The organism is Maribacter sp. BPC-D8, assembly GCF_035207705.1.
Taxonomy (GTDB): Bacteria; Bacteroidota; Bacteroidia; order Flavobacteriales; family Flavobacteriaceae; genus Maribacter.
Window position 1 is genome coordinate 738,189 of the sequence record NZ_CP128187.1, and the last position, 24,424, is coordinate 762,612.

The 24,424-nt window shown below is 36.6% G+C and carries 19 protein-coding genes; 8 read left to right on the forward strand and 11 right to left on the reverse strand.

Annotated features, from left to right (window positions below; translation table 11 throughout):
* The first annotated feature begins 164 nt into the window (after window positions 1-164).
* The 3 genes from QSV08_RS03190 to QSV08_RS03200 all read left to right on the forward strand — a co-directional run bounded on the left by QSV08_RS03190 (window position 165) and on the right by QSV08_RS03200 (window position 3,066).
* On the forward strand, window positions 165-875 hold the full coding sequence (locus QSV08_RS03190) for a DUF4331 family protein (RefSeq protein WP_324026516.1): 711 nt from the start codon (window positions 165-167) through the stop codon (window positions 873-875).
* Between the two features lie 21 nt (window positions 876-896).
* The gene (locus QSV08_RS03195; protein ID WP_324026518.1) at window positions 897-1,658 is read left to right on the forward strand and encodes a DUF4331 family protein; all 762 of its coding nucleotides are present in this window, start codon (window positions 897-899) and stop codon (window positions 1,656-1,658) included.
* A gap of 130 nt (window positions 1,659-1,788) precedes the next feature.
* Window positions 1,789-3,066 carry a tetratricopeptide repeat protein gene (locus QSV08_RS03200; protein WP_324026520.1) on the forward strand — a complete coding sequence of 426 codons (1,278 nt, stop codon included), beginning with the start codon at window positions 1,789-1,791 and terminating at the stop codon, window positions 3,064-3,066.
* A 345-nt stretch (window positions 3,067-3,411) separates the two neighbouring features.
* Here QSV08_RS03200 and QSV08_RS03205 read toward each other — a convergent pair whose 3' ends face one another.
* Together QSV08_RS03205 and QSV08_RS03210 are read right to left on the reverse strand one after the other, a co-directional pair.
* Window positions 3,412-5,655: an efflux RND transporter permease subunit gene (locus tag QSV08_RS03205; RefSeq protein ID WP_324026522.1), complete on the reverse strand. Its 2,244-nt coding sequence runs from the start codon at window positions 5,653-5,655 to the stop codon at window positions 3,412-3,414.
* 129 nt (window positions 5,656-5,784) lie between these two features.
* Window positions 5,785-6,573, reverse strand: coding sequence for a DUF547 domain-containing protein (locus QSV08_RS03210; protein ID WP_324026524.1), 789 nt, complete (start codon window positions 6,571-6,573; stop codon window positions 5,785-5,787).
* A gap of 207 nt (window positions 6,574-6,780) precedes the next feature.
* Between QSV08_RS03210 and QSV08_RS03215 the strand changes: the two genes are divergently transcribed.
* Window positions 6,781-7,485 carry a glycosyltransferase gene (locus QSV08_RS03215; protein ID WP_324026526.1) on the forward strand — a complete coding sequence of 235 codons (705 nt, stop codon included), beginning with the start codon at window positions 6,781-6,783 and terminating at the stop codon, window positions 7,483-7,485.
* Window positions 7,478-8,521, forward strand: coding sequence for a VOC family protein (locus tag QSV08_RS03220; RefSeq protein WP_324026528.1), 1,044 nt, complete (start codon window positions 7,478-7,480; stop codon window positions 8,519-8,521). Before QSV08_RS03215 ends, QSV08_RS03220 begins: the two co-directional genes overlap by 8 nt.
* A gap of 18 nt (window positions 8,522-8,539) precedes the next feature.
* Here the strand turns inward: QSV08_RS03220 and QSV08_RS03225 are convergent, their stop codons facing one another.
* From QSV08_RS03225 to QSV08_RS03265, 9 genes are all read right to left on the reverse strand, one after another.
* A complete protein-coding gene (locus QSV08_RS03225) occupies window positions 8,540-8,722 on the reverse strand; it encodes a hypothetical protein (RefSeq protein WP_276492539.1) in 183 nt (60 codons plus the stop codon).
* Window positions 8,723-8,790: 68 nt separating this feature from the next.
* Window positions 8,791-9,585 carry an anti-sigma factor gene (locus QSV08_RS03230; RefSeq protein WP_324026530.1) on the reverse strand — a complete coding sequence of 265 codons (795 nt, stop codon included), beginning with the start codon at window positions 9,583-9,585 and terminating at the stop codon, window positions 8,791-8,793.
* A gap of 1 nt (window position 9,586) precedes the next feature.
* Window positions 9,587-10,123, reverse strand: coding sequence for an RNA polymerase sigma factor (locus QSV08_RS03235; RefSeq protein WP_324026532.1), 537 nt, complete (start codon window positions 10,121-10,123; stop codon window positions 9,587-9,589).
* 74 nt (window positions 10,124-10,197) lie between these two features.
* Window positions 10,198-10,791: a superoxide dismutase family protein gene (locus tag QSV08_RS03240; RefSeq protein ID WP_324026534.1), complete on the reverse strand. Its 594-nt coding sequence runs from the start codon at window positions 10,789-10,791 to the stop codon at window positions 10,198-10,200.
* Between the two features lie 151 nt (window positions 10,792-10,942).
* Window positions 10,943-11,578, reverse strand: a complete 636-nt coding sequence (locus tag QSV08_RS03245; RefSeq protein ID WP_324026536.1) for a hypothetical protein — start codon at window positions 11,576-11,578, stop codon at window positions 10,943-10,945.
* A 28-nt stretch (window positions 11,579-11,606) separates the two neighbouring features.
* The gene (locus tag QSV08_RS03250) at window positions 11,607-12,332 is read right to left on the reverse strand and encodes a DUF2490 domain-containing protein (protein ID WP_324026538.1); all 726 of its coding nucleotides are present in this window, start codon (window positions 12,330-12,332) and stop codon (window positions 11,607-11,609) included.
* A gap of 40 nt (window positions 12,333-12,372) precedes the next feature.
* Window positions 12,373-14,313, reverse strand: coding sequence for an alpha/beta fold hydrolase (locus QSV08_RS03255; RefSeq protein WP_324026540.1), 1,941 nt, complete (start codon window positions 14,311-14,313; stop codon window positions 12,373-12,375).
* A gap of 40 nt (window positions 14,314-14,353) precedes the next feature.
* Window positions 14,354-17,590: a VPS10 domain-containing protein gene (locus QSV08_RS03260; protein WP_324026542.1), complete on the reverse strand. Its 3,237-nt coding sequence runs from the start codon at window positions 17,588-17,590 to the stop codon at window positions 14,354-14,356.
* A 1,099-nt stretch (window positions 17,591-18,689) separates the two neighbouring features.
* On the reverse strand, window positions 18,690-19,283 hold the full coding sequence (locus QSV08_RS03265; RefSeq protein ID WP_324026544.1) for a methyltransferase domain-containing protein: 594 nt from the start codon (window positions 19,281-19,283) through the stop codon (window positions 18,690-18,692).
* A 267-nt stretch (window positions 19,284-19,550) separates the two neighbouring features.
* On the opposite strand from QSV08_RS03265, the gene QSV08_RS03270 reads away from it, so the two are divergent.
* The 3 genes from QSV08_RS03270 (at window position 19,551) to QSV08_RS03280 (ending at window position 24,406) form a co-directional block, all read left to right on the forward strand.
* Window positions 19,551-22,781, forward strand: a complete 3,231-nt coding sequence (locus QSV08_RS03270) for a S41 family peptidase (protein ID WP_324026546.1) — start codon at window positions 19,551-19,553, stop codon at window positions 22,779-22,781.
* 81 nt (window positions 22,782-22,862) lie between these two features.
* Complete coding sequence (locus tag QSV08_RS03275) at window positions 22,863-23,321, forward strand: hypothetical protein (RefSeq protein WP_324026548.1); 459 nt, start codon at window positions 22,863-22,865, stop codon at window positions 23,319-23,321.
* 140 nt (window positions 23,322-23,461) lie between these two features.
* The gene (locus tag QSV08_RS03280; RefSeq protein WP_324026550.1) at window positions 23,462-24,406 is read left to right on the forward strand and encodes a hypothetical protein; all 945 of its coding nucleotides are present in this window, start codon (window positions 23,462-23,464) and stop codon (window positions 24,404-24,406) included.
* The last annotated feature ends 18 nt before the right edge of the window (window positions 24,407-24,424 follow it).

The following is a 24,424-nucleotide window of genomic DNA, read 5'->3' on the forward strand; positions in this document are numbered from 1 at the left end:
GTTTACACTTATTTATAAATAGTTACTTCTAGGCTATAGAAACGTTTTTATTAGTAGTTCTCATTTTATAGTTGAAAATAAAATTTAATTTTTTTTAAGAAAAAATGAACCTTTCATTTTTAGTCTCGTAAGTAGGGGTGATTCTAATCTAAAAAAAAAGGATAATGAAAAAATCAAAATTATTTATGGGACTTGGGGCATTAGCCTTAGTAGGGGGTCTTTTAGTGGCAGCAGATCACATTGATGCGCCAAACGCTATGGGAACCTCGGCAGATATTGCCGATTTTTACGCTTTTGAACCAACAGAAGGTTCAGACAATACCGTTTTTGCGGTAGATCTTCAATCTAATGTGTTGCCAGATTTAGCTTATGGTACATTCGATGAAAATGTATTACTAGAAATTAATATCGATACCGATAATGATTTGGTAGAAGATTTAGTAATACAAGCGATACCAAGAGATGGTAAAATGTATTTCTTTGGTCCGGTTGCACCAAGTGAAACAGGCTTAAATGGTGCCATTATGGTAGATGTTCCATTAGGATCGGTAGACATTTCTGCTGAAACTGCTATTGTAGAGACTACGGCAAACGGAGTTTCTTTATTCGCAGGTCCGAGACAAGATGCTTTTTTCTTTGATTTCTTTCAATTCAATGAAGTTATTGGTGGTACGGCTCCTTTAGGTTTTAAGCCAGCAGGTGATCCTAATACAACTGACGACGATGATGATACCGCTGTTAATACTTTCGATGGTGCAAATACAATGTCTATAGTGGTTGAATTGCCTAACAGTCTTTTAGGTACTACAACAGGTCAAAATGCGCTTGGTTTAGAAGTGTACAAAACATGGGTAACTACAAACGCAAAACAATAATAACCTCTTAAAAATATAACGATGAAATATAAAAATATAATATATACGTTTTTGTCTCTTTTGGCAGTAGCAGCATTGGCTTCTTGTAGCGATGATGATGACAATACACCCATAGTAATTACACCAACATGTGATGATGGTATTATGAATGGTGATGAAACAGGAGTTGATTGTGGCGGCACTTGTACACCATGTGAAGAGGCGATGGCGCCAGATTTTACAGGTACGTACGCACAAGTTGATTTTATGGGTAGACCGGGTATTAATACGGTATTAAGCGCAGATGGTACTATTAAAGATGCACACAACGTATCTATACCTTCAGAAATGGCAGCAACTTTTCAAGCAGATTTCGAAGCGAGATTAGAAGCGTATCATGATGTGTATGCAAATATTTTAGGTGCTGATCCAGCTGCTGTAAACTATGAAAGCAACATTTTAGGTTTAGATGCACCAACATTAACAGGTTATTTGGCTGCTGATGTTTTAGAGGTAGCACCAAACTTACCTACAACATATTTCAACCCAGGTACAGATTTCGATAACGATGGTAGAATTTTGGTTCCAGATGGTGATGAAGTTGCATTGACAGGTAGGTTGCCACAAGATGATGTTATTGATGTTTCATTGATATTATTATTCGGTGGTATGGAAGGCGATCGTTTTAGCGGTCAAGATACCGATGGTGATGGCATGGCAGATTTACCAAGATTAACCTCAGATGGCGTTGGGCAAACCGCTACTGTAGGTACTACGTTCCCATACTTGGGAGCACCTGAATAAAAAGTTGCCTTCACCTTATCTATTGATAGGTTAGATAAGACAGGTACAACCCTAAATTGTTTATGAAAAAGAAGGGGAAGGGGAGTTGAAAAACTCCCCTTATTTTAAACGATCCACAAAAAACAACCTTATGAAATTATTGAAGCTTTTAATAGTAGTGATACTGATATCTTCTTGTAATACTAAGAATGAAGATGCAATTGCACATAAAAAAGATTACGACAAATTTTTAGTCTCAAATGAGATTAAAACAACATCAAAATATTTTGACCTTTGGAATTCTAAAATAAGACCAGACAGCATGCAACTTACCAGTTTTGGTGTTGTAGGTGGGGAGTATAACAGATACTTTCAGCAAACTGGCGATATTGAATTTTTAAAGAAGGCAGAAAAGAGTTTAAAAAAAGCTGTTGATATTGCAAATATTGGGAAGCCTGGTTTTTATAGGTCATTGGCTAGAAATTATATATCACAACATCGCTTTAAAGAAGCATTGCAATTGGCAGATTCTGCAGCGGCAATTGGCGGAGATAAAAGCGAGACCCAAAGCTTGTACTTCGATGTTCATATGGAGTTGGGTAATTACCCATTGGCAGAAACCTATTTAGATAGTTTAAAGAACATGTCAGATTTCGGCTATATGATTCGTTTGGCAAAATGGAACGATTATAAAGGCGATTTAGATACGACCATAAGTTTTATGGAAAAAGCTAGAACCAAAGCCGAATTGGCTAAGAACAAAGACTTAATGTTGTGGAGTTATACCAATTTAGGTGATTACTATGGTCACGCAGGTAGAATTGAAGATTCGTACCAGCAATATTTGAAAGCATTAGAGATTGATAATAATAACGCATATGCTAAAAAGGGAATCGCATGGATCGTTTTTTCAAACGATAAAAATTCTGAGGAGGCAATTCGCATTCTAGACTCCGTGACGAAGACTTATAATGCTCCAGATTACTTCTTATTGAAGGCAGAAATTGCTGATTATGCAGATGACGACTTAGTGCGTACCAAGAATTTAGACGAGTACTTCACCAGAGTTAAGAATACAGCCTATGGCGATATGTATAATGCATATAACCTTGGCTTATATATTGGCGAGACCAAACAATATGATAGCGCTCTACTATTGGCACAGAGAGAAGTAGCTAATAGACCTACACCAGAATCTTACAGTTGGTTAGGCTACAGTCTTTTGAAAAATGGAGACAAAGAGAAAGCAATGGAGATAATGAACACCTACGTATATGGTAAAACATTTGAACCGGCTTTACTATACCAAGCAGCCGAAGTTTATAAAGCGAACGGAGAAGATGACAGAGTTAAAGAACTAAAAGGAGAATTAATAGGGGCTATTTATGAATTAGGTCCCGGTATGGAAAAGCAAGTGCATGATTTGTAATTGATTGCCCAATTATTTTCATTTCATGTTTGTTTTAGGTTGGATTGTTTTTTTATTCAGTGTCACGATGTAAAGTCGTGACACTGTTAATATTACGTATTTCATCGAAAATTTGGTTTTTTTTAACAGGCGTATAGATGAAATGTATATATTTATCGACCAAATACATTTAAAATGCCCCAGCATCTTAAATAACTGAACTAAAAGTAACCCCCGTAAATCAATTAGTGTTATGGAATACCTGCTCTTTACATTATGGATTAGCTTAATGATTTTAATGGTTGGCAAAACAATCTTTGCCTATAGGTCTTTACAAAAGACATTAGACCGTACCAATAAGCCTGTCTAAATCAATTTTCTTAGTAGTACTGGTAGTAATAGTAGATCTAGTATCAATGCTGTTACCAAGGTTACACTTATAATCAACCCTATAGTTACACTAGGTTGATGAATAGAAAATAACATCACCATAAAGCCAAAGAAAAGAATAATGGTTGTAATGACTAGCGCTCTACCGGTTTGTGCAAATGTCTTTTCTAGTGCGGCCTCTTTATCCAAGCCTTGGCTAATACCCAGTTTATATTTTCCTAAAAAGTGAATGGTGTCATCAACGGCAATACCGAAGACGATAGCAAAAACTACAGAAAGCGAAGCTTCAAGGGGTATCCCCAGAAAACCTAACATACCACCGGCAAAAAGAATAGGTAGCACATTCGGTACAAGTGAAATCAGAAATATTTTAATGTCTCTAAACACAAAAGCCATAATTACTCCGATCAGCAGTAATCCGTAAAGCAATCCTTCTAATAAGCTACTTCTAATATATTCAGAGTTCTTATCAAGCAAAATACTCTTACCCGTCACTTTTATGGCAACAAGAGAAGTATCTAATTGCGTTTTAGCAAAATTATCGATATCGCTATAAACAATTTTTAAATTATCGGTACCAATGTCTTGCAGCCTGCCATTGATACGGGCAATACTTTCATCTGCATTTATAAATTTAGCCAACTGTTTACGCGCAAGTTTACGGGTATCTTTTTGATACTTTAAAAACGTTTTCTCATCGCTAGGTAGGGAAAAGTATGCAGCGCTATTTAAGTTATTCGCTTTATTGAAGATTTTATACGGTAGGTTGGCAGACTGCACATTGCCTATACTTTTAAATGTTTTTAGGTAAGTAAGTAGTTTTTCAATTTCTTGGGCAACCTTAAAATCGGTAACCTTATTGCCTTCAGTACTCATAACAGCAATTTCTAAAGGTCTGAATCCCGAAAAATTACTTTGAAAGTAATCGAAATCTTTGGCTATTTTACTTTCGGCAGGTAGTGTGTTCTTTAATTCTTGATTGGTTTGTACCATGTAGATACCCAAAACACAAAGTCCAGTAAAAACTACCGTTCCCAATATAATAGACTTAGGATAATTTTTAGTGAACGTATTTAACTTTAAAAGGTATTTGACCCAATTCTCAGAAATGCTTTTGCGACCGATCAATGATTTTTCGGGTATACTTACCAATAATGAACCAGTTAAGAAAATAACCGTTATATAAGCTACAAGCACACCTATAGCAGCGTTTATTCCGAATTCTTGAATACTTACCAAACGAGACGAAAGTAAGGTAACAAAACCAACGGCAGTAGTTATTGAGGTTAGTAAGGTAGTCATACCCACTTCTCTAAGCGAAAATTTAATCGCTTTATAGCGTGGTATACCTGTTTGTAGTTTTCTAATATAACTGTCGGTAAGGTGTATAACATCAGAAGTACCGACAATAAGCATGAGTACAGGGTAGAATGCGGCCATAGCATTTAGTTCTTTTCCTAGCCAGCCTAATAATCCCATGAATAGTAAAAGAGACATGGCAATCGAGAAAACCGATATCAAAACTACGGGCATACTTCTATACACCAAAAGTAGAATTATAAAAACCAAAATTGATGCTACAATAGTGGTTGTGAGCACTTCGCTCTTCTGCATTTCAACAATGGCTTCATAGAAGAAAGCCCTACCTAAAATATGAAAATCGGGTAAGTTATGTTCTTTTAAAGAAGCTCTAATACTATTTAAAAGAAGTTCAGATTGTTTGTAATCTAAATTGTCTTCGGTCTCTAAAGCTAAAACTAAAGAATTTCGCTTTTCATCGACAAGTACATTTACAAATAGGGAATCTTCTTTAATTTTATTCCAATCTTTCTGATATTGAGAAGGGTCGTCAATATGTATGATGGGTAAAGTGGTATAACCAAAAGTGGTTTTAAGCGGGTAGGAGAGTGATGTTAAAGAACTACTTTCTAAAACATATTCAAAAGTTTTACTCTCTTCAGAAAATGCTTGAAAACTGTTTAGAAACTCTTGTTGAAAAACATTGGGGTCGTTTTTTACTGCTATGAGTAGAAAATTATCATCGGTACCAAATTCTTCTACATAACTATCGTAAAAAGCTAAATCAGGATCTTCTTCAGGAAAAAACTGGCTGAAATCAAATGAAAACCGAAGCTCATCCAATTTAGAGGCAGCCATTACGCCCAATAGGATAAATAGTACAACGAATAACTTTTTAAGGAAGCCAAGGTCAGCCTTCATAGAAAAATATAAAATCTATTTCGGTTGCGAATTTACCATTCTTGATGCTAACCTTGGTAAAAAGAAACAATTAAGAGCGAAGTAAAATTCAATAAAAAATAGCTTTCGCTCTCAAATGTGGTTTATAACCTATAATTCTATAAAATTATCAAGATAAAGGGTCCAGTCGTAATTGGTGTATTCAATATCTACGCCTTTGGTAGCAGGTATAATTTCATTGGCTTTCAGTATTTTTTTGATTCCGCTTTTGCCACCAAAATCACCTCTAAACCAACTGAATAAAGAAGTAATCTTAACTACATTGGTTTCACTGTTGAATTCACTTGTTTTCTCTAGAAGCCTTTTAGTACCAATTTTAAATTGTTCAGGTAAACGTTCCCATTCATAAATGGCAACTGGCGGACAATCTTTAGCGCCACAATTCAAAGCAAAATGTACATTATAAACGGGTTTGTTTACTCTTAGTTTACGTTCAAATTTACCGGGAAACCACTTGCGTATATAACCCAAACCATATTCCCATTGCGATTTTCTAATGATCCCGTGCTCAATTTTAGCGAACGATACCATTTCACCTGCAATTTTAATTTGCTCTAACTTGAAAAAACTACCTCGGTCATCATATAACTCCGGATTCTTTTGAAGAATCACTTGTATATACGCGTTGTAAATGTTAAGCCAAAAAGCCAATCGTTTATCGTTGGTATCTAGTGCATTATCTAATTCTGAAATGGAAGTATTCGCTAAGATATCTTGTAGGTCTTGCGTATCTTTCTTATCGATAATGCGTTTTAAAAAGGTTTCAGATAATTCGTTGAAATCTGTATTTGATTGGGTGTCAACCTGCGCTTGCACATCAGTTTTTGCCATAAAAAATATAGCCAACATAGTTACAAGAAAAGATATTTTTAGTTTCATGGTATTGTTTTAGATTACCTTATCTACGTAATAGTAGCTAAAAGGTTCGTGAAAGCTTGGTCGTATTTTTATTTAATCGATTACGATAATCTTTTCTTTAATTTTAAGAGAGTAATAAAACTATTTAACGGAATTTGCGTAGGTAAGGCGTAATCCTTTTATGGGTGGCAGTTTTTACTTGATAAATACTACGCCCTGTCTATTTCTATGATAAGTATAATAATACCGGCACATAACGAATTTCATAACTTGCAACGACTCTTTAAGGTTGCTTGCTTTTTAGAACATGAGCAACTTTTAGAAATTATAGTGGCGGTATCTCCGGGGAATTCAGATACTATCGAAAATTTAGATTGCGGTCAGAAAGTCAAATTATTACATTGTAAGAATAAAGGGAGGGCGGCTCAAATGAACGAAGCTTCTCAAATTGCTTTAGGAAATACCTTTGTTTTTTTACATGCAGATGTGGTACCACCAACGGGATTCATTGATGATATTTTAAATAGCTTACAGAATGGATATGATGCAGGATTCTTTTCATACAAGTTTGATAAAGATACGTGGTACTTACGCATAAATGCTTCGTTTACAGCAAAAGACGGATTATTTACCGGTGGTGGCGATCAATGTCTTTTCATTAAAAAAGAGGCTTTCAACCAACTCGGTCAATTTAATGAAGAACAAGTTTTGATGGAAGATTTTGAATTTTTCCGACGGATGAAAAAAGGAAACGTACCCTATACCATCGTTAAAAATGACTTGATAGTTTCTGCTCGTAAATATGAATCGAATTCTTATTTGCGTGTCAATCTTTCGAACTTTCTTTTATTGGCACTCTTTAAATTCGGATACCCAGGTGAGAAGCTAAAATCACTTCATAATAAGTTGATACGAACCCCGTATAATGGTTGAAACAATAAACGGAATTCAACAAATTGGGATAGGCGTTCTCGATGTTAAAAAGGTATTTAATTGGTATAGAAAGCATTTAAATTTTGATATTTTATTGTTTGAAGATGAGGCAGTTGCTGCTTTAATGACAAGATATACCAATGGTAAGGCAGAAAAACGAGAAGCCTACTTATCATTAAATATGACAGGTGGCGGCGGATTAGAAATTTGGCAGTTCAAGGACCGAACGCCCACTGCAGCCGTAAATCCAATTCAATTTGGAGATCTAGGTATTTATGCTATGAAAATTAGATGTAAAAATCTGACCGAAATGCATTCCTATTTGAAAGATTTAAAAGTGTCTCATCTTTCAGAAATCATTAAATCTTATTGTTCTAGTTTTTATTTCACTGATCCTTTTGGTAATCGGGTGCAAATGGTTGAAGATCATTATGTTTTTTCTACACAAACCACTAAAAATGGGGGAGTGCTTGGTGCTGTAATTGGCGTAACTAATATGGAAACCTCGATGAGGTTTTACAGTACAATATTAGGATATACCAAGCTAGAATATGATGCCATAGAAACAGCAAATGAACATTCAAAACGTAAGTTTCGTAGGGTAGTTATTTCTCAAGAAAGAAAGTTAGTTGGCGGTTTCGGAGATCTTCTTGGTCCCACCCAGCTAGAGCTTATTCAAGTGTTAGATAGAACTCCCGTTAAAATATTTGAAAATAGATTGTGGGGAGACCTGGGTTACATACACCTATGCTTTGATGTATCGGGTATGAGCGCTATTAGAGAAAAAGCAAAGAATAACAATTTTCCCTTTACCGTAGACAGTGCCAATAGTTTTGATATGGGCGATGCTGCGGGTCATTTTAGTTATATAGAAGATCCCGATGGTACGTTAATAGAATTGGTAGAAACACATAAAGTTCCCATTCTAAAATCATTAGGCTTGTTCTTAAATCTCAAAAATAGGAATCCGCATAAAACCTTACCAAAATGGTTGGTAAAAAGTCTAAGTTTTCAACGAGTAAAAAAAGATAAGTAAGCTAGAACAATGCTAGTTTTAACTTTTACCGGTATTTCTAATTAATCCAATTCCTGAGAAGAAAAATATAGCACCAAGTACACCGAATACAATAAGTTGTTTGGTAGTACCCGTACTATTTCCAAATAAAATAGCAGTATAAACAAGTCCGCCAATACCCAACAAGGTTAAAACGGTTCCAAAAAGTTTCTTTAAATCCATGGCGGCAAAATAATAAAAAAAATGGGCAGTTAATAAAAACTGCCCATTATACTTTAAATTTTAATTTGTTATGAAGTCGCTACTACACCAAGCGTATATAATTGCTCTAAGTTTGGTGATTCACTACCACCTGCAGGTTCAAGTGTAATACCAAATGCTTCAGATTCGTTAGGGTTGTTCAGTGCAAAGACTTTATTTTTATCCATGACAAAATCTTCTAGCAGACCCATACTGGTAGGGGTAAGCGGCGAAAGTTTAAGAGACCAAACTTGGTACACAAAACCATCTGGTGGTTCGGGTAAACCCTTAGCGTCTATAAATACTTTCTGATTTTCTTTGTTCCAATATGCTTTGGCATATGACGTTGGCGATACTGCTTGACCACCTAATGATATTACGCTAATGTTTTTATCACGAAGCGTATTCAGTAAATCTTGTGTCTGTTCTAAAGAAGAATCGGTATCAGCTATTTGCTGCTCAAGATCTACATTTTGTTTTTCAACAACTTGAATATTCGATTTTAAATCTTCATTCTGTTGATACATCCAAAATAAACCAACTGCCAGTAAAAGCGATGCCGCCCAGCCAACATATGATAAAATTGGTGTACTACGTTTTTCGTTTATAGAAACAACTTTAACGTCTCCATTTATTTTATCCATTAAAGATGTAAATGAATAGTTGACTCCTGGCGATGCTTTTTTGGACAACGCTAAAATTGAAGCCTCAATAGCTTCTATCTCTTTCTGAATTTCTGGATACTCTTTAGCATAGTTAGCAATCTCCAGATTCTCTTTTTCTGAAAGTATGCCAGCTATATAAAGCTCTAGAATTCCCGATGCTATGTATTTTTCTACATCCATACTATCTTACCACCATATTATCCCTCAATTGGGAAATGCAACTTCTATTTCTTGTCTTTACAGTACCTATCGGAATATCCAATTCTTCAGCAGCATCTTTTTGAGTGTATCCTCTAAAGTATAACAGTTCAATGATCTGAACACATTTTTCCTTTAAATTCTTCACTAGGTTTCGTAAACCCTTAGTATCTACAGTAGAACTTTCTTCTTCTTCCTTGTTCTGCAAAATACCTACGAAGTAATCTGCCGAAAGGTTCTTTTTATCATTCTTATACGACCTACTACGTATTTCATCGATAGCGGCATTTCTAGCTATATTCAAAATCCATGTAAAGAATCTTCCTTTTGAGGAGTTATAACTCTCGCAGTTGTTCCAAATTTTTATAAAAACGTCTTGACAAATTTCTTGGGCAAGGGCGTCGTTCTTAACAATGGTGTTAATAACGCCGCAAATATTATCGCTATACATACCGTATAGCTTTTCAAAAGCAGAGGGATCTTTCTTTTTGAACTGATCAACCAAAAGGTCTAGTTGCATATGTGAATTTTAAAATCTGTTAAAAATAGAAAAAGCTGTTCCAAGAACAGCTTTTATCATATTAATTATTAACGCTATTCAATAATACCGGCACAGCTAACACGAGCACCTGCATCACCACTAGGCTGAGAAGTGTAGTCATCTACCCCTTGGTGTACGATTACACCTTTACCTAATATGTTTTTGTTTTCATCATCACAGCCAATACACCATTCATCTGTTTCAAATTCAATTTTTGCGTTACCATCTGCATCTGCAGTAAAGTTACCAATATCACCTTTGTGGTACCCTTCACTAGCACCCCATTTACCATGTGGCTCATTGGTAGGGTTCCAGTGTCCGCCAGCTGAAGAACCATCGGCTGCAGTACAATCTGCCGTTTGGTGAATATGAATGGCATGTTCGCCTTCAGATAAACCAGATAACATAGCTATCATTTCTACCTCGTCATCATCTTGTGTAAAGGTTACCTCACCTTTTACATTACTATCACTTTTAGGATCCAGCATGAATTTAATGGTAGTTTCATCTTCATCCATTTCATTTTTAGCATCGTCCATTAAATTTTCAACCTCTTCTTTGGCTTCAGATGCTTCCTTTTTTACTTCTTTACAACTAAATATTGCTAGTAGAGCTACTAGTGCTAATTGAATTTTAAATATTTTCATTTTTGATAGTTTTTATTGTGAATGGTTAATTTATAATTTAAACCGATCACTATCAAATGTTTACATGATATGAGCAATCCTTTTTGTCTTTAAGGGCAAAAAAAAGAGGAGCTCGTGGGCTCCTCTTTTTATAAAGTAAAAATTAATCTTTTTATTTTGTCAATAGAACTTCTGCCTTAACAGCTACTTCGCTCCATGTTTTACTAACACCATCTTTACCAGTATGTAAAACTTCACATGCCTTGTTGATAGAAGCAACGGCATCCATAGCATTCCAGTTTGCTAGATCCATAATACCTGTAAACGTAATTCTATCATCACCGTTCATTTCGTATGCAAGCGGAATGTTTTGTGTTTCGCCGTTTAAACTAACATCGATAGAGCTCTTATCTCCATCAACTTTAAATACACCAGAAATTAATTCGGTATCCTTCATAACGCCAAAGAAAAACTCTAAAAGTTTTGGATCTCTAGTACCAGTAGGGTCATTGGTAAACAAACTACTAACAGGAATACTGAATTCAGTACCGTTTAAAGCTTCCATAGCAGTGGCACCACTATTGGTCTTCGTAAAGTTTATCTTTTTGAACATTCCGCCAACAGGTAACTTTTCAGTTGTCTTATAGGCAGTAAAGCTCACTTTTGTTGAATCTTGAACCAAGCTGAACATTTCAGTTGCTACGCTTGTCGCTTCAACGCTTTTAGATTCCTCACCTTTTTTAGCGTCTTTGCAACTTGCGAAAACGATTAAAAGTGCACTAGCGAATGTAAATGCTATTTTTTTCATGATAATGTATTTTATTTATAGTATAAATTTACTCCTTCTTTTTAAAAATGCCACGTAAATCAGTATTATAAAATACACCAATTTGAAGTCGATCGTAATTAGTCTCGCTAAAGTGATTTTTTAAATACCCAACTTGCATGCTCAAATCTTCGGTAACATTAACGCCTAGGGCTGCATAAGCACGGTTTTGACCAAAGGCATCATTTTGTAGATTGATGAAAATTTCATCATAGAAATTCAAGAAAAAGATATCGGTTAGGGGCAAGGTCATTTGAATTCTATAGCGAGCCCTATGTAATGTATTGCTAATACCTGTAGCATTATTTTGAACAAAGCGTTGTTCTAAACGATAGCGATGCTCGAAATTAAATTCCCATACTTTATTTTTAAGAATGAATTGCTCAAATATGCGGTGTTCAGAAATGGAGTTATTTTTGATAAGAGCATCACCCCCAATAACGTCAAATTCACTGAACGTTGGGTCGGTTTCAATAAATCCATAGCCTAAGGTCGCAATAGCATCAGGGTTAATATGATAATTTATACCTGTACGAAGTAATAGCTGATTGAAGTTAGATGCCATTTCATAATATCTAAATTGCGCTTCGGTATGTATGCTCCATTTATCGGCAATTTTATTGGTACCGAAATACATGAACCAACTACCAAAATCATCTTCTCCTGTACTACCACTTTGTGCATTTGCTTGATTAATAGTAGCCAATAATACTAATAACGTAATAACTTTCTTCATTCTTTATTATAATATGAAACTAAAATTTATGATTGCGCCTTTATTTATCGCCATTTTCAATTGGTGTTCCTGTATCTTTTTTTAAGTACAAATCTAAAAAATCTAAAACCCTACTATAGGCTTCAATCTGATTTTCTTTTTTAACAAATCCGTGACCTTCATCTTCAAAGAGTACATATTCTACTGGTACTCCGTTCTTTTTTACACCCGCAACAATCTCATCAGACTCTACTTGCAATACACGAGGATCTTGAGAACCCTGTAAAACAATTAAAGGTTTGGTCACCTTATCGGTATGAAAAAGAGGAGAAATTTCTTTTAAACGTACCGAATCTGCACTATATGGATCGCCCAATTCTAGGTAAAGAGATTCTCTAAAAGATTCCCACCAAGGTGGTATACTTTTTAAAGTTCGCAACCAATTGGTAACACCAAAAAGATTCACTCCAACAGCAAATTCTTCGGGAGTATAGGTTAATGCAGCCATGGTCATATAACCACCATAAGAACCACCAATAATTCCGATTTTATCTGCATCGATTTCGGGTTGTGCTGCAAGCCAGTTTTTACCTTCTACACAGTCTTTCAAATCTTTATCGCCATGGTTTAAGTCATCCATTTGAAAAAACGTTTTCCCGTAACCGCTGCTACCTCTGTTGTTTACAGCAAGTACAGCATACCCATGGTTGGTCAAATACTGAATAAACGAACTAAAGTTTTGACGACTTTGTCCGCCTGGTCCGCCATGAACCCAAACTAGTGCGGGTACTTTTGCATTGGCAGTTGCTTGTTGTGGCTTATAATAAATAGCAGGTATTTCTACTCCGTCAAAAGATTTGTAGCGTACTACTTCAGCAGCAACAAGATCGTCTGCTTTAATTTCAGGATTCAAAACATCTGTTAATTGTTTTTGCGATTTCGTTTCTAGATTATAGAGAAATAGATTGCTCGGAGTATGTGAGCCGCCTGCGTAAAAACGCATCCATTTTTCGTCTTTAGAGAAGTCTACATTAGTGATTTCCATAGCATCAAACGCTGGTAAATCAATATTTTCCATAGTAGCGACATTCATCACTTCAATGGTATTTTTTGCATCTTCATTGATATAGGTTACTAAATAGGTGCCATTATCTGTAAAGTAGCTGCCCAGAATATCCCAATCACGTTCGATTACTTTCTCCGTGTTTCCGGTGGCGATGTTATATTTCATGAGGTATGAAAACTCGCTGCCTTCATCGGTAGTGTAATAGAGTTCATCACCTGAAGGAGAAAAATCTTGACTACTATTCGCACTTTGCGTTTTATTGATCTTGATTTTCTTTTTCGTTGAAAGATCAAAAAGATACAAGTCTGAATCGTTGGTGTTCAAAGACTTCGCCAGCGTAAGATATTTTTGATCCTTACTAAGATTGCCTATATCATACCCTTCTTCATTCTTAAAAACTAGTTTTGGCGAATAGTTGAGAAAATCCATTTGATACAGATCCATGTATTTAGCATCTCGCTTATTCGATGTAAAAAAGAAACTTTGATCATCTTCCGCCCAACCTTTAAAGCTAGCTCTCGCACCTTTGTCAGGCGTAAGGTCTGTATGGCTGCCATTTAAATTACGAATGTAGATATGGTAAATTTCATCACCATTACCATCCATACTAAAAAGCATTCGCTCATCTCTCGGAAAATAAGAAATCGCAAAAATAGATGCGCTGTCAGACTGCGTTATCGGCGTTAAATCACCACCATTGGCAGGCACGGTATACATATTATAGATACCAGATCTATTACTTGAAACCAATAATTTAGAATTATCACGATAAAAACTACCACCAGAAATAGCTTCATTATCCATCATTTGTTTAATGGTATACTGATCCGGAATTTTAGTGATTTCAACTTCTTCTTGAACCTCATTTTGGACTTCTTTTTTTTCTGTACAACTCCAAATGAGAGCTATGGCAAAACAAGCGAACAGTTTTTTCATAATTGATGGTTTTAAGTGAGTATGCCTAATATCATGAGAATTATTTCAAACTAAAGGTGTCTACTTCTTTAAAAGGAGAAAGTTGTAAACTCTCCATAGTAGCTTTATATGTTTTCCAGTCTGTAGAGAAAAATGAATTCGTTTTCTCTAAAGCCGCTTCTAGATCCTCTTTTGCAAATTGCATTAATTGAGTTTCAGTAGCCGTCATACCAGCTTTACGAGATCCCACATAACCACGCGCAAGTTGTAAACGTTGCATTACGGTCATCTCTTTACTACGTGTAATACCTTGTCGTTTGTCAACTTTGCCTAAATAGATAGCGGTTACAGAATCTATTTGTTTGATGATATCTTTTGAAGCATCAATTTGCTCTTTATACTTTTTATCATCTTCCTTTTTCAGGTCTTTTTGAAACAGTTCGGCAGTCGCTTTACTTTGCGCCAATTGCTGAACGGCATCTGCAGCTTTTTGCATGTACGATTCTAAAACCTTTCCGTTCGTATATGCTTCATTAATACCAGCCATAGAAACCTCTAAACGAGGATCAGATTTTACGGTAATTTTAGTTTCTTCGGCTAAATCACCAAACAACATTTTAATGGTGTAGGTGCCAGGTTTTACATCTAATCCGCCAGATTCTTTCTTTTTGGTAATTACTTTTCTAGAAGGTCTATCTGCACCTTTTTCATCCATTCCCCAGAATATTCTGTGGAATCCTGCTTTTTCTGGAGTCTTGTACTTTAAGGTTCGAATTAAACGATCTCCGTCATAAAAATCGAACTGAACCGAATCTTTCTTTTGCACTCCTGTTAATTCTATTTTCTCTGTTTTTTCTTCGGATGACTCTTCAGATTCTTCATCCTTTTTATCCATTGATTTTGCTGGCTTTTTAGTTGCTTTCTTACCTTCTTTTAAATAGTAGGTAATCATAGCGCCAGACTTTTTGTTCTCACCTTGATACAATCCGTCACCACCAAATCTGCTACCTGTTGGTTGCTGGTAAGAAGCTTGATATGCCGTTGGAGGCGTAAATAATTCAATGTCTTTATTTAGGATGGATGCATCAGCTGCCACTGCACGTAGCGGACGAATATCATCTAATACCCATGCAGCTCTACCAAAAGTACCGATTACCAAATCGTGTTCTCTTGGGTGAATCGCTAAATCTTTCGTAGAAACCGTTGGGAAGCCTTCTGTCCATTTTTGCCATTTTTCACCAGCATTGAAAGAAACATATAGACCGTCATCAGTACCTAAAAATACCAAATTAGGGTTCTCAGGATCTTCAATAATTGAAAGTGCATAACTTTCTACATCTGTAGCATCAACAATTCTTGTCCAGCTTTTACCGTAATCTTTAGTGCGGTATGCATAAGGTGTGTAATTGAATCTTCTGTAATCATTCGCAATTAACAATGCTTCTCCTTTATTACGGGTAGAAGCTTTTATTTGCGGAATCCAGCTTCCTTTTGGTAAGCCTTTAATATTCGCAGTAACGTCTGTCCAGGTACCACCACCGTTTTGAGTGTAATGTACTTGCCCATCATCAGAACCAGACCAAAGCATATCTTTCTCAACGGTAGAAGGTTCAATAACTAATATGGTAGTATGGTTTTCAGCTCCGGTTGCATCCATAGATAATCCGCCACTTTCGCTTTGTTTTTGTTTTTCAGGATCGTTAGTAGTTAAATCCGGAGAAATAACCTTCCAAGTCAATCCCTTATCAGTGCTTTTATGTACAAACTGACTCCCGAAATAGATAGTACTGTTATCAAAAGGATCTTGGCTAATTGCCGAATTCCAGTTAAAACGAAGCTTGGTCGTAGCATCTGGCGGAGTAGGGCGAACGATATAATTATCACCAGTTTCATGGTCAAAACGTTGCACGTAGCCTTGTTGGCTCATCGTATAACCATAACGAGAATTTACAGGATCAGGTACGACATCGAAGCCGTCACCAAAACTAATTTCTTGCCAGTAGCTGTTACGAATTCCCTGAGCTTTCCAAACATAAGCGGGACCTCTCCAGCTACCATTATCTTGCATACCACCGTATACATTATAAGGATAGTCGTTATCGGTTGCAATATGGTAGAATTGCGCAACAGGTAGGTTACCTACAAAACGCCATGTCTTTCCACCATCTTTAGAAATGTTCAATCCGCCATCATTACCGTCCATCATAAATTGTCCGTTTTCAGGGTGAATCCAGAATGCATGGTGATCAGGGTGTACGCCGTTATCAGCACGATATGCAGGCATTAATTGAGAGAAGTTCTTACCACCATCTTGAGAAACATTTACATAGGTAAATACAGAGAAAACTCTATTTTCATTTTCAGGATCTACATATATCTCAGAATAGTAAAAAGGTCTATTGCCGATATCGCTTTTATCATTAATTTTCTTCCATTTAAATCCGCCATCTTCAGATTTGTATAGCGCATTCTTTTTAGCTTCTACCAAGGCATAAATAACATCAGGCTTGCCAGGGGCAATGGCAACACCAATTCTACCCAAATCGCCAGCAGGTAAACCATCTTCTTCGCTTAATTTCTTCCAATTCTTACCACCATCGTGGGTAATGTATAATCCACTACCAGAACCACCAGAATTAAAGAACCAAGGGTCGCGCTTGTGTTCCCACATTGCAGCGATTAGCTTGTTCGGGTTGGTAGGATCCATAATAAGATCAGCAACTCCCGTTTTGTTATTTACAAAAAGAACCTTCTCCCAAGTCTCACCGCCATCGGTAGTTTTGAAGACTCCGCGTTCAGGATGTTCGCCCCAAGGAGAACCGATTGCACCGACATATACCGTATTCGGATTCATTGGGTCAATTTTAATTCTATGAATATGTCTCGTTTTTTCAAGACCCATAGATTTCCAGGTCTTACCGCCATCCAGAGATTTGTACACTCCGTAACCACCATTTAAGCTGTTTCTAGGATTACCTTCACCAGTACCAGCCCAAATTACAGACGGGTTACTTTGTTGAATAGCAACGGCACCGATAGAAGCAGTAACTTCTTTATCGAAAATAGGATCCCATTTTATACCTCCGGAAGTAGATTTCCATAATCCGCCAGAAGCCGTACCGACATACATAATATCAGGATTTTCGGTAACAACATCAATAGCGGTTACACGACCACTCATACCACCAGGACCGATGTTACGGGGTTTCATGTCTTGTACCATGTCCATTTTAAATTCTTGAGCTGAAACGAAAAAAGATGCAAAAAGCACCAGCAAGGAGAGTAATCTTCTAGTCATTTGAGTGGTTTGTTAGTTATGTTTCTAAAAATAGCGGAAAAGAAAGGGAAGTATTCTTAAAAGGATGTTAACAGTGTGTGGTTTTGAAGAATCCGTAATCCTTTAACAGTTTTCAGTATCAGTTGGCAGTAACAGTGTTCAGTGTACAGTAGCAGTTTGCAGAATGTTCGCATGTTCCAAACAAACAGATAGCCGCGCTTCGCTCGCTATGACGTCAGTAACGTCTTTGCGAGGAGCTTTTCGCGACGTGGCAATCTGTTAAATTAAAGTAACAAAGTTTGTTATTAGTACCTATGTCAGTCTGAGCGCAGTTGAAGACCCATTTGAGTTAGAGAACCTTTTGGTACACGTAAAGGTTCTCGATACCCTCCTTCTCGGCGGGCAAGCAAATTTCTCGTTCCTCGAAATTCACTCGAACTGACAAATGATAATTAGGTCTCTGAGCGTAGCCGAAGTGTACGTGTTCCAAACAAACAGATAGCCGCGCTTTGCTCGCCATGACGTTAGAATCGTCTTTGCGAGGAGCTTTTCGCGACGTGGCAATCTGTTGAATGAGAGTAACGAAGTTTGTTATTAGTACCTATGTCAGTCTGAGCGCAGTCGAAGTCTCATACGAGTTAGAGATCCTTTTCGTGTTCCAATCCCTTCGACTGTGCTCAGGATGACACTTAGTTTATGAAGATGTCACTTCGAGTGGCTTTTTGGTTGTAGCATAGCGGAAGCTAAAAAGTTGTATCGAGAACTATTGGTACACGTAAAGGTTTTCGATACAAATTTCTCGTTCCTCGAAATTCACTCGAACTGACAAATGATAATACGGCTTGTGAGTGTTCAGTTTACAGTAACAGTTGGCAGTTTTTTATTCGTCATTGCGAGGAGCTTTTCGCGACGTGGCAATCTGTTGAATTTGTGTTTCTATGATTATTAGTTACAACATTTTCTAGGTCACTGAGCGTAGCCGAAGTGTTCGTGTTCCAGTCCCTTCGACTGCGCTCAGGATGACATTGTGCAAAAGTCACTGAGCGAAAGCGAAGTGACGACCAACAACCAACAACCAACAACCAACAACCAACAACCAACAACCAACAACCAACAACCATCAACGAACCTCAAAAATCCCAAACAACTCATTGCCTTGTCGTGGTGCGATGGAGTTATAACAGGGATCGAAAGTGATCGTTTTAAAATAGGGTGATAAATATTTGGTGTACAGATCTTTGTTTCCACCGAAGGGGCGCTTTTCCATGTTGCCAGTCAGGGGAATATCAAACCAGAGTCCCGCTAATTTTCCAGTTGGTTTTAGCAGTTCAGACATGTGTTTGGCGTAGGTATTTCTATGTTCGTCAGTAGGTGTAAAAGAACAGAAAAAGGTCTGTTCTAGTATAAGGTCGAACTGCCCTTTGAACTCAAAGAAATCTGCTTGATGCATATTTTCATCCGGGAAATTAGGATTTCGTTTTTTGAATTCTTTCAGCGGAATTTCAGAGATATCGAGAATATGAACATTTTTAAATCCAGCTTTCCAAAGGTATTCCGCTTCGTAGGCATTTCCAGCTCCTGGTATTAAAATCTGAATGGTCTTATCGGTTAATTTATCAACATATTCTTTAATGGGCGTAGAGGGGTAGCCAATATCCCAACCTGTCTGTTGTTCTTGATAGCGTTGTGTCCAGTAATCTTGTTCTTCTTTCAATATAATTGTGTTGTATGCTTAGTAAATAACCTCGAAAAAAGCCCACGAGGCATTGAATTGAACATATAATTTATATGACGACCCAAGCCTGCTTGAATGGTAGCCAAGTGTCGCAGCATTAAAATTTTGATTATCGAGTAAAATTAATCAGATTTGGTGAGTTTTAGCAAAGTATGTAGAATTCAACACCATTGATCATAGATTGATTGTAGTAAACGAACCAATTTGCTATCTTTCGAACGGACTAACTACCAACAAAGTAAACGTATGAAATACTCTTTTTTAACTGCAATCGCGGTATGCTTAACATATGTCTGTACGGCACAAACTAATCCGCAATGGGTGCGTTACCCGGCTATTTCTCCAGACGGTAATAACATAGCATTTACCTATAAAGGCAACCTATTTACGGTACCTGCAGATGGTGGTGTGGCAAAGCAGTTAACCTATCATTCTGCACATGATTATAAAGCAGTATGGAGTAAAGACGGAGAGAAAATAGCCTTTGCATCGAACAGATATGGCAATTTTGATGTCTATGTGATGGATGCCGAAGGAGGTGAGGCAACTCGATTAACTTACCATAGCAATGACGAAAAACCATTTAGTTTTTCTGCCGATAATTCAGAAGTACTATTTGGTGCAGATCGGTTAGATATTGCCCAGCATCGCCAATACCCAACAGATGATCAACCAGAACTATATAGCGTTCCTGTAATTGGTGGGCGTGTAGGTCAAGTATTGACAGTGCCAGCAGAAGACGTGCAAGTAAATGCAGATGGAACTAAGATGGTGTATCATGATAAAAAGGGATACGAAGATGAGTTTAGAAAGCATCACACATCTTCCGTAACAAGAGATATTTGGTCTTATAATCCATCCACAGGTAAGCATACAAAATTAACCAGTTTTAAGGGTGAAGATCGCAATCCCGTATTTTCTAAAGATGGTACTGTTGTTTATTATTTAAGTGAGCAAGAAGGTACTTTTAATGTCTTTTCAATGGCTGTGGAAGGTGGTACTCAATCTAAGAAATTGACAGATTTTAAAACGCATCCGGTACGTTCATTAAGTATTGGTAATAACAAACTGGCATTTGGTTACGATGGTGAAATTTATACCCTGTCAGAAGGGGGAACAGCGAAAAAAGTTGAAATCATTGTAAGAACACAAGAAGACAGTAACCCTATAGAATATGTGTCCGTCAACGGTGGCGTTCAAGAAATGGATGTTGCACCTAATGGTAAAGAAATCGCTTTTATAAGTAGGGGCGAAGTCTTTGTAACATCGGTAGATGGTTCGTTGACAAAACGGATTACCAATACCCCAGAACAAGAACGCTTTGTAAAGTTTATGCCCGATGGTAAATCGGTTGCCTACTCAAGTGAGCGCAATGGTAAATGGAGCATTTTTAAATCATCTAAAGTGCGAAAAGAAGAGCCTTATTTCTTTGCGGCAACAGTATTCAAAGAAGATACTTTAGTGACCTCGAAAGAAGATATTTATTTACCAGAATTCTCGCCAGATAGTACCTATGTCGCCTATATTGAAGGTAGAAGAACCTTAAAGGTGAAGAATTTAAAAACGAAAGAGATCACCACATTAATGACGCCCGATAACGTTATTCATATGCAAGACGGCGATCAGTATTATCAGTGGAGTCCCGATAGTAAGTGGCTGTTGGTAGACTGGAGTGTGTCGTTGAATAATACGGAGTTGCTTTTGGTTTCTAAAGACGGAAAACAGCGTAAAAACTTGACCCAAAGTGGGTATTATGATTTTTCGCCTAAATGGGTGAATGATGGTAGTCAGATTATCTATTTCTCGAATCGTGACGGACTAAAAAGTTACGCGACCAGTGGTTCTTTTGAAACAGATGTATATACTATGTTTTTGAACCAAGAGTCGTGGGATAAGTTCAATAATACAAAAGAGGAATACGATTTGTTGAAAATGATCGAAGCCGCTGCCAAAGAAAAAAAGGACGAAGCCAAATCTGAAGATAAAAAGAAGAAAGACGATAAAAAGGAAGAAGAAAAAGTTAAGAATTTAAAGTTCGATTTAGAAGATGTAGAACGCAGAAAATCGCGTTTAACCATACACTCTTCTAAACTATCGGATGCCGTACTTTCTAAAGACGGCGAAAAACTGTATTACCTAACTAGGTTTGAAAAAGGATTGAACCTTTGGGAAACCGAAATACGTACCAAAAGCACCAAAATGCTCATAGCTTTAGATGCGAAATCGGGAAGTTTACAATGGGATGCCAAGAAAGAGCATCTGTTCTTATTATCCGACGGCAGCATATCTAAAGTAGATGTCGCCACTAGTAAGAAAGAACCTGTAAAAATAAAGGCAGAGATGGTTTTAGATGCCGATGCAGAACGCAAATATATGTTCGATCATATTTGGTTGCGCACCAACGGTATTTTCTATACCTCTAGTTTTCATGGTATAGATTGGAAAGCTATGCGTACCGAATACGAGAAGTATTTACCGCACATCGGTAATGGCTTTGAATTCTCTGAAATGGTTTCAGAAATGTTAGGCGAATTGAATGTGAGTCACGCCGGTGGCCGTTATTCCGACAAAATCGAAAATGGAGACCAAACCGCTTCGTTAGGTATTTTTATAGATTATGAGCACCAAGGTGCCGGATTAAAAATTACGGAAGTTATTAAAGGCGGACCGCTGGATAAAGCAGGATTCGATATTCAACCAGGCACTATAATCGAGGAAATTAACGGAGTAACTATAGCAGAATCTACCGATGCCGCTTTCTACTTAAACCGTATTGCAGGCAACTTTACATTGTTAGATGTTGTCGATGAAAAAGGCAAGAGAAAACAAATAACCGTTAAACCTATTTCTTTACGTGTAGAAAACGGATTGCTATATGACCGTTGGGTAAAAAATAATGAAAAAGAAGTATTGGCAAAAAGTAACGGTACATTAGGCTATGTGCACATACCAGGCATGAGCGACGGACCATACCGTACAATTTACGAAGAAATGCTCGGTAAATTCAATGATAAAAAAGCGGTCATAGTAGATACCCGTTTTAATGGCGGTGGAGACTTGGTAGCCGATTTGGCAATGTTCTTTACCGGTATACCATTTCTAACCTATGAAACAGAGGCTAGGGTTGTAGGTGGTGAACCAACCTTTCGATGGACGAAGCCGACCTTGGCAATGTTCAACGAATCTATGTACAGCGATGGCTCTTGTTTCGCAAGCGGCTATGTAGATTTAAAGATTGGGAAAACTGTAGGTATGCCAGTACCAGGTACCTGTAGCTTTGCCGGTTGGGAGCGTTTGCCAAACGGTGGCGTTTGGGGTGTTGTACCCGTAAGTGCTAAAAACAAAGCAGGCGAGTGGATGGAAAACAACGAAACCAACCCCGAAATTATTATTAAAAATCAGCCGGAACTAATTGCAAAAGGCATAGATGAGCAATTGGAAAAGTCGATTGAAGTATTGATGAAAGAGGTGGAGTAGAAATGCTTTTAAAAAAAAGAAATATAAAATAGGGATATAGATAGTAGTGACTATATTCTACAGTTAGCTTTTATCAAAAAAATGAACTTTATAGAAAAATTATTTAGCAAAAATAAAATTGACTGTCCAAGATGCCTCGGAAAAGGAGAAGTGGATTGGAATGACATAAAACGTTTAAATAAAGAACTCAAATGGGGACCAGGTAAATGTGCTTATTGTAACGGTAGTGGAAAAATAAAGTCAAATTTTGAAAGCAAAGTTTCTGTCGATACAACTTATTTGACATCTGACTTAAATAAAAAAGAAAGAAATCGGGTTATAAACAAAGATGAAAAGGCATTATTAAGAGGTATTCTATTTGAAAAAAATGCGGATAACTTTATTAAGCAAGTAAAATATCTGAATAAGAAAGGTAATTTGACTAAAGAAGAAATAACTGAATTCTATTTAATCCCTGAAAATGAAATGTCAAATGAAGAGAAAGATGAATTAATGGATTATATAAAAAGAATAATTGAATTTGATAAGAATCAAACTTAAGCCGTATAAAAATAATTGCGGTTTAGTACCTGATTAAAGGTCGTTGCATGTTTGTAACGTCTGATTTTCTTTCGGAAAATCCTCGCAGACAAACTCAAAACTATTCTTATACAGAAACGCTCTATAATTTAACTATACTAATGAACATCTATTTTGATTTAAACATTTTTGACCGAATTGAGAAAAAAGAAACTCTCGAAGAAAATGAACGGAATTTATATAAGAAATGGGAAGATTTAGTTTTAACAGGACAAATAGTAGTTCCATATTCTAATGCGCATCTGAATGATTTATTTCGTGGCTTTCAGAAAAATCCAAATTTTATAGACGGGCATTTGGACAATATTGAACGTCTAACAAAGAATCTTTGTATTTGTCAATATTGGGGAAACAAAAATACGGTTTGGCATTTCCGAGAGATTCGCGAGTTTTTTAACGAAAAAAATACTGAATGGGAATTTGAACCAAATTCATTTGGTGAACTTTTCGAGGATGATTTAGGAATTCCAAATCCTTTGTTATTATATAAATTAATCCCGTTACCAAAGGAATGGAAATTGAGCTATCAACAAGACCCAATGTTTGGTGTAATGTATCCGAAATCTAAAACCGAAAATAATATGTATGCGTTAATGGAAGATATTTTTAACTTCCAAAGCCGACTAAAATCAGATTTTAGCCTTTACAAGTCATTTAAATCAAGTTTAATGCGAAGTATGAACAAGCTAAAGAACAATAAAGAAATGCTTAAAACTGTAAGACAAAACTTTAAAGATTTACCTAAACATTTAGACATTTTCGAGATTTCAGATTTATATGGACCAAAATCTAAAACAAGCGAAAACAATAATTACTCAAAGCTAATAGAAACCTTTTACAAATATGACCTTAAAGGATATAAGTCTGACGGGAATTACAATAATATGTTTGATGATTCTTTACATACTTTTTATGGTGCTCACTGCGACTATTTCGTAACTAATGACGATAGATGCAAATACAAAGCGGAAAAAACTTATGAAAGACTAAAAATAAATACAATAGTAATTAAAGCAAGTGAAATAGAGCGAATAAAAACTGCCTAGAAAACGTATAGAGTTTAA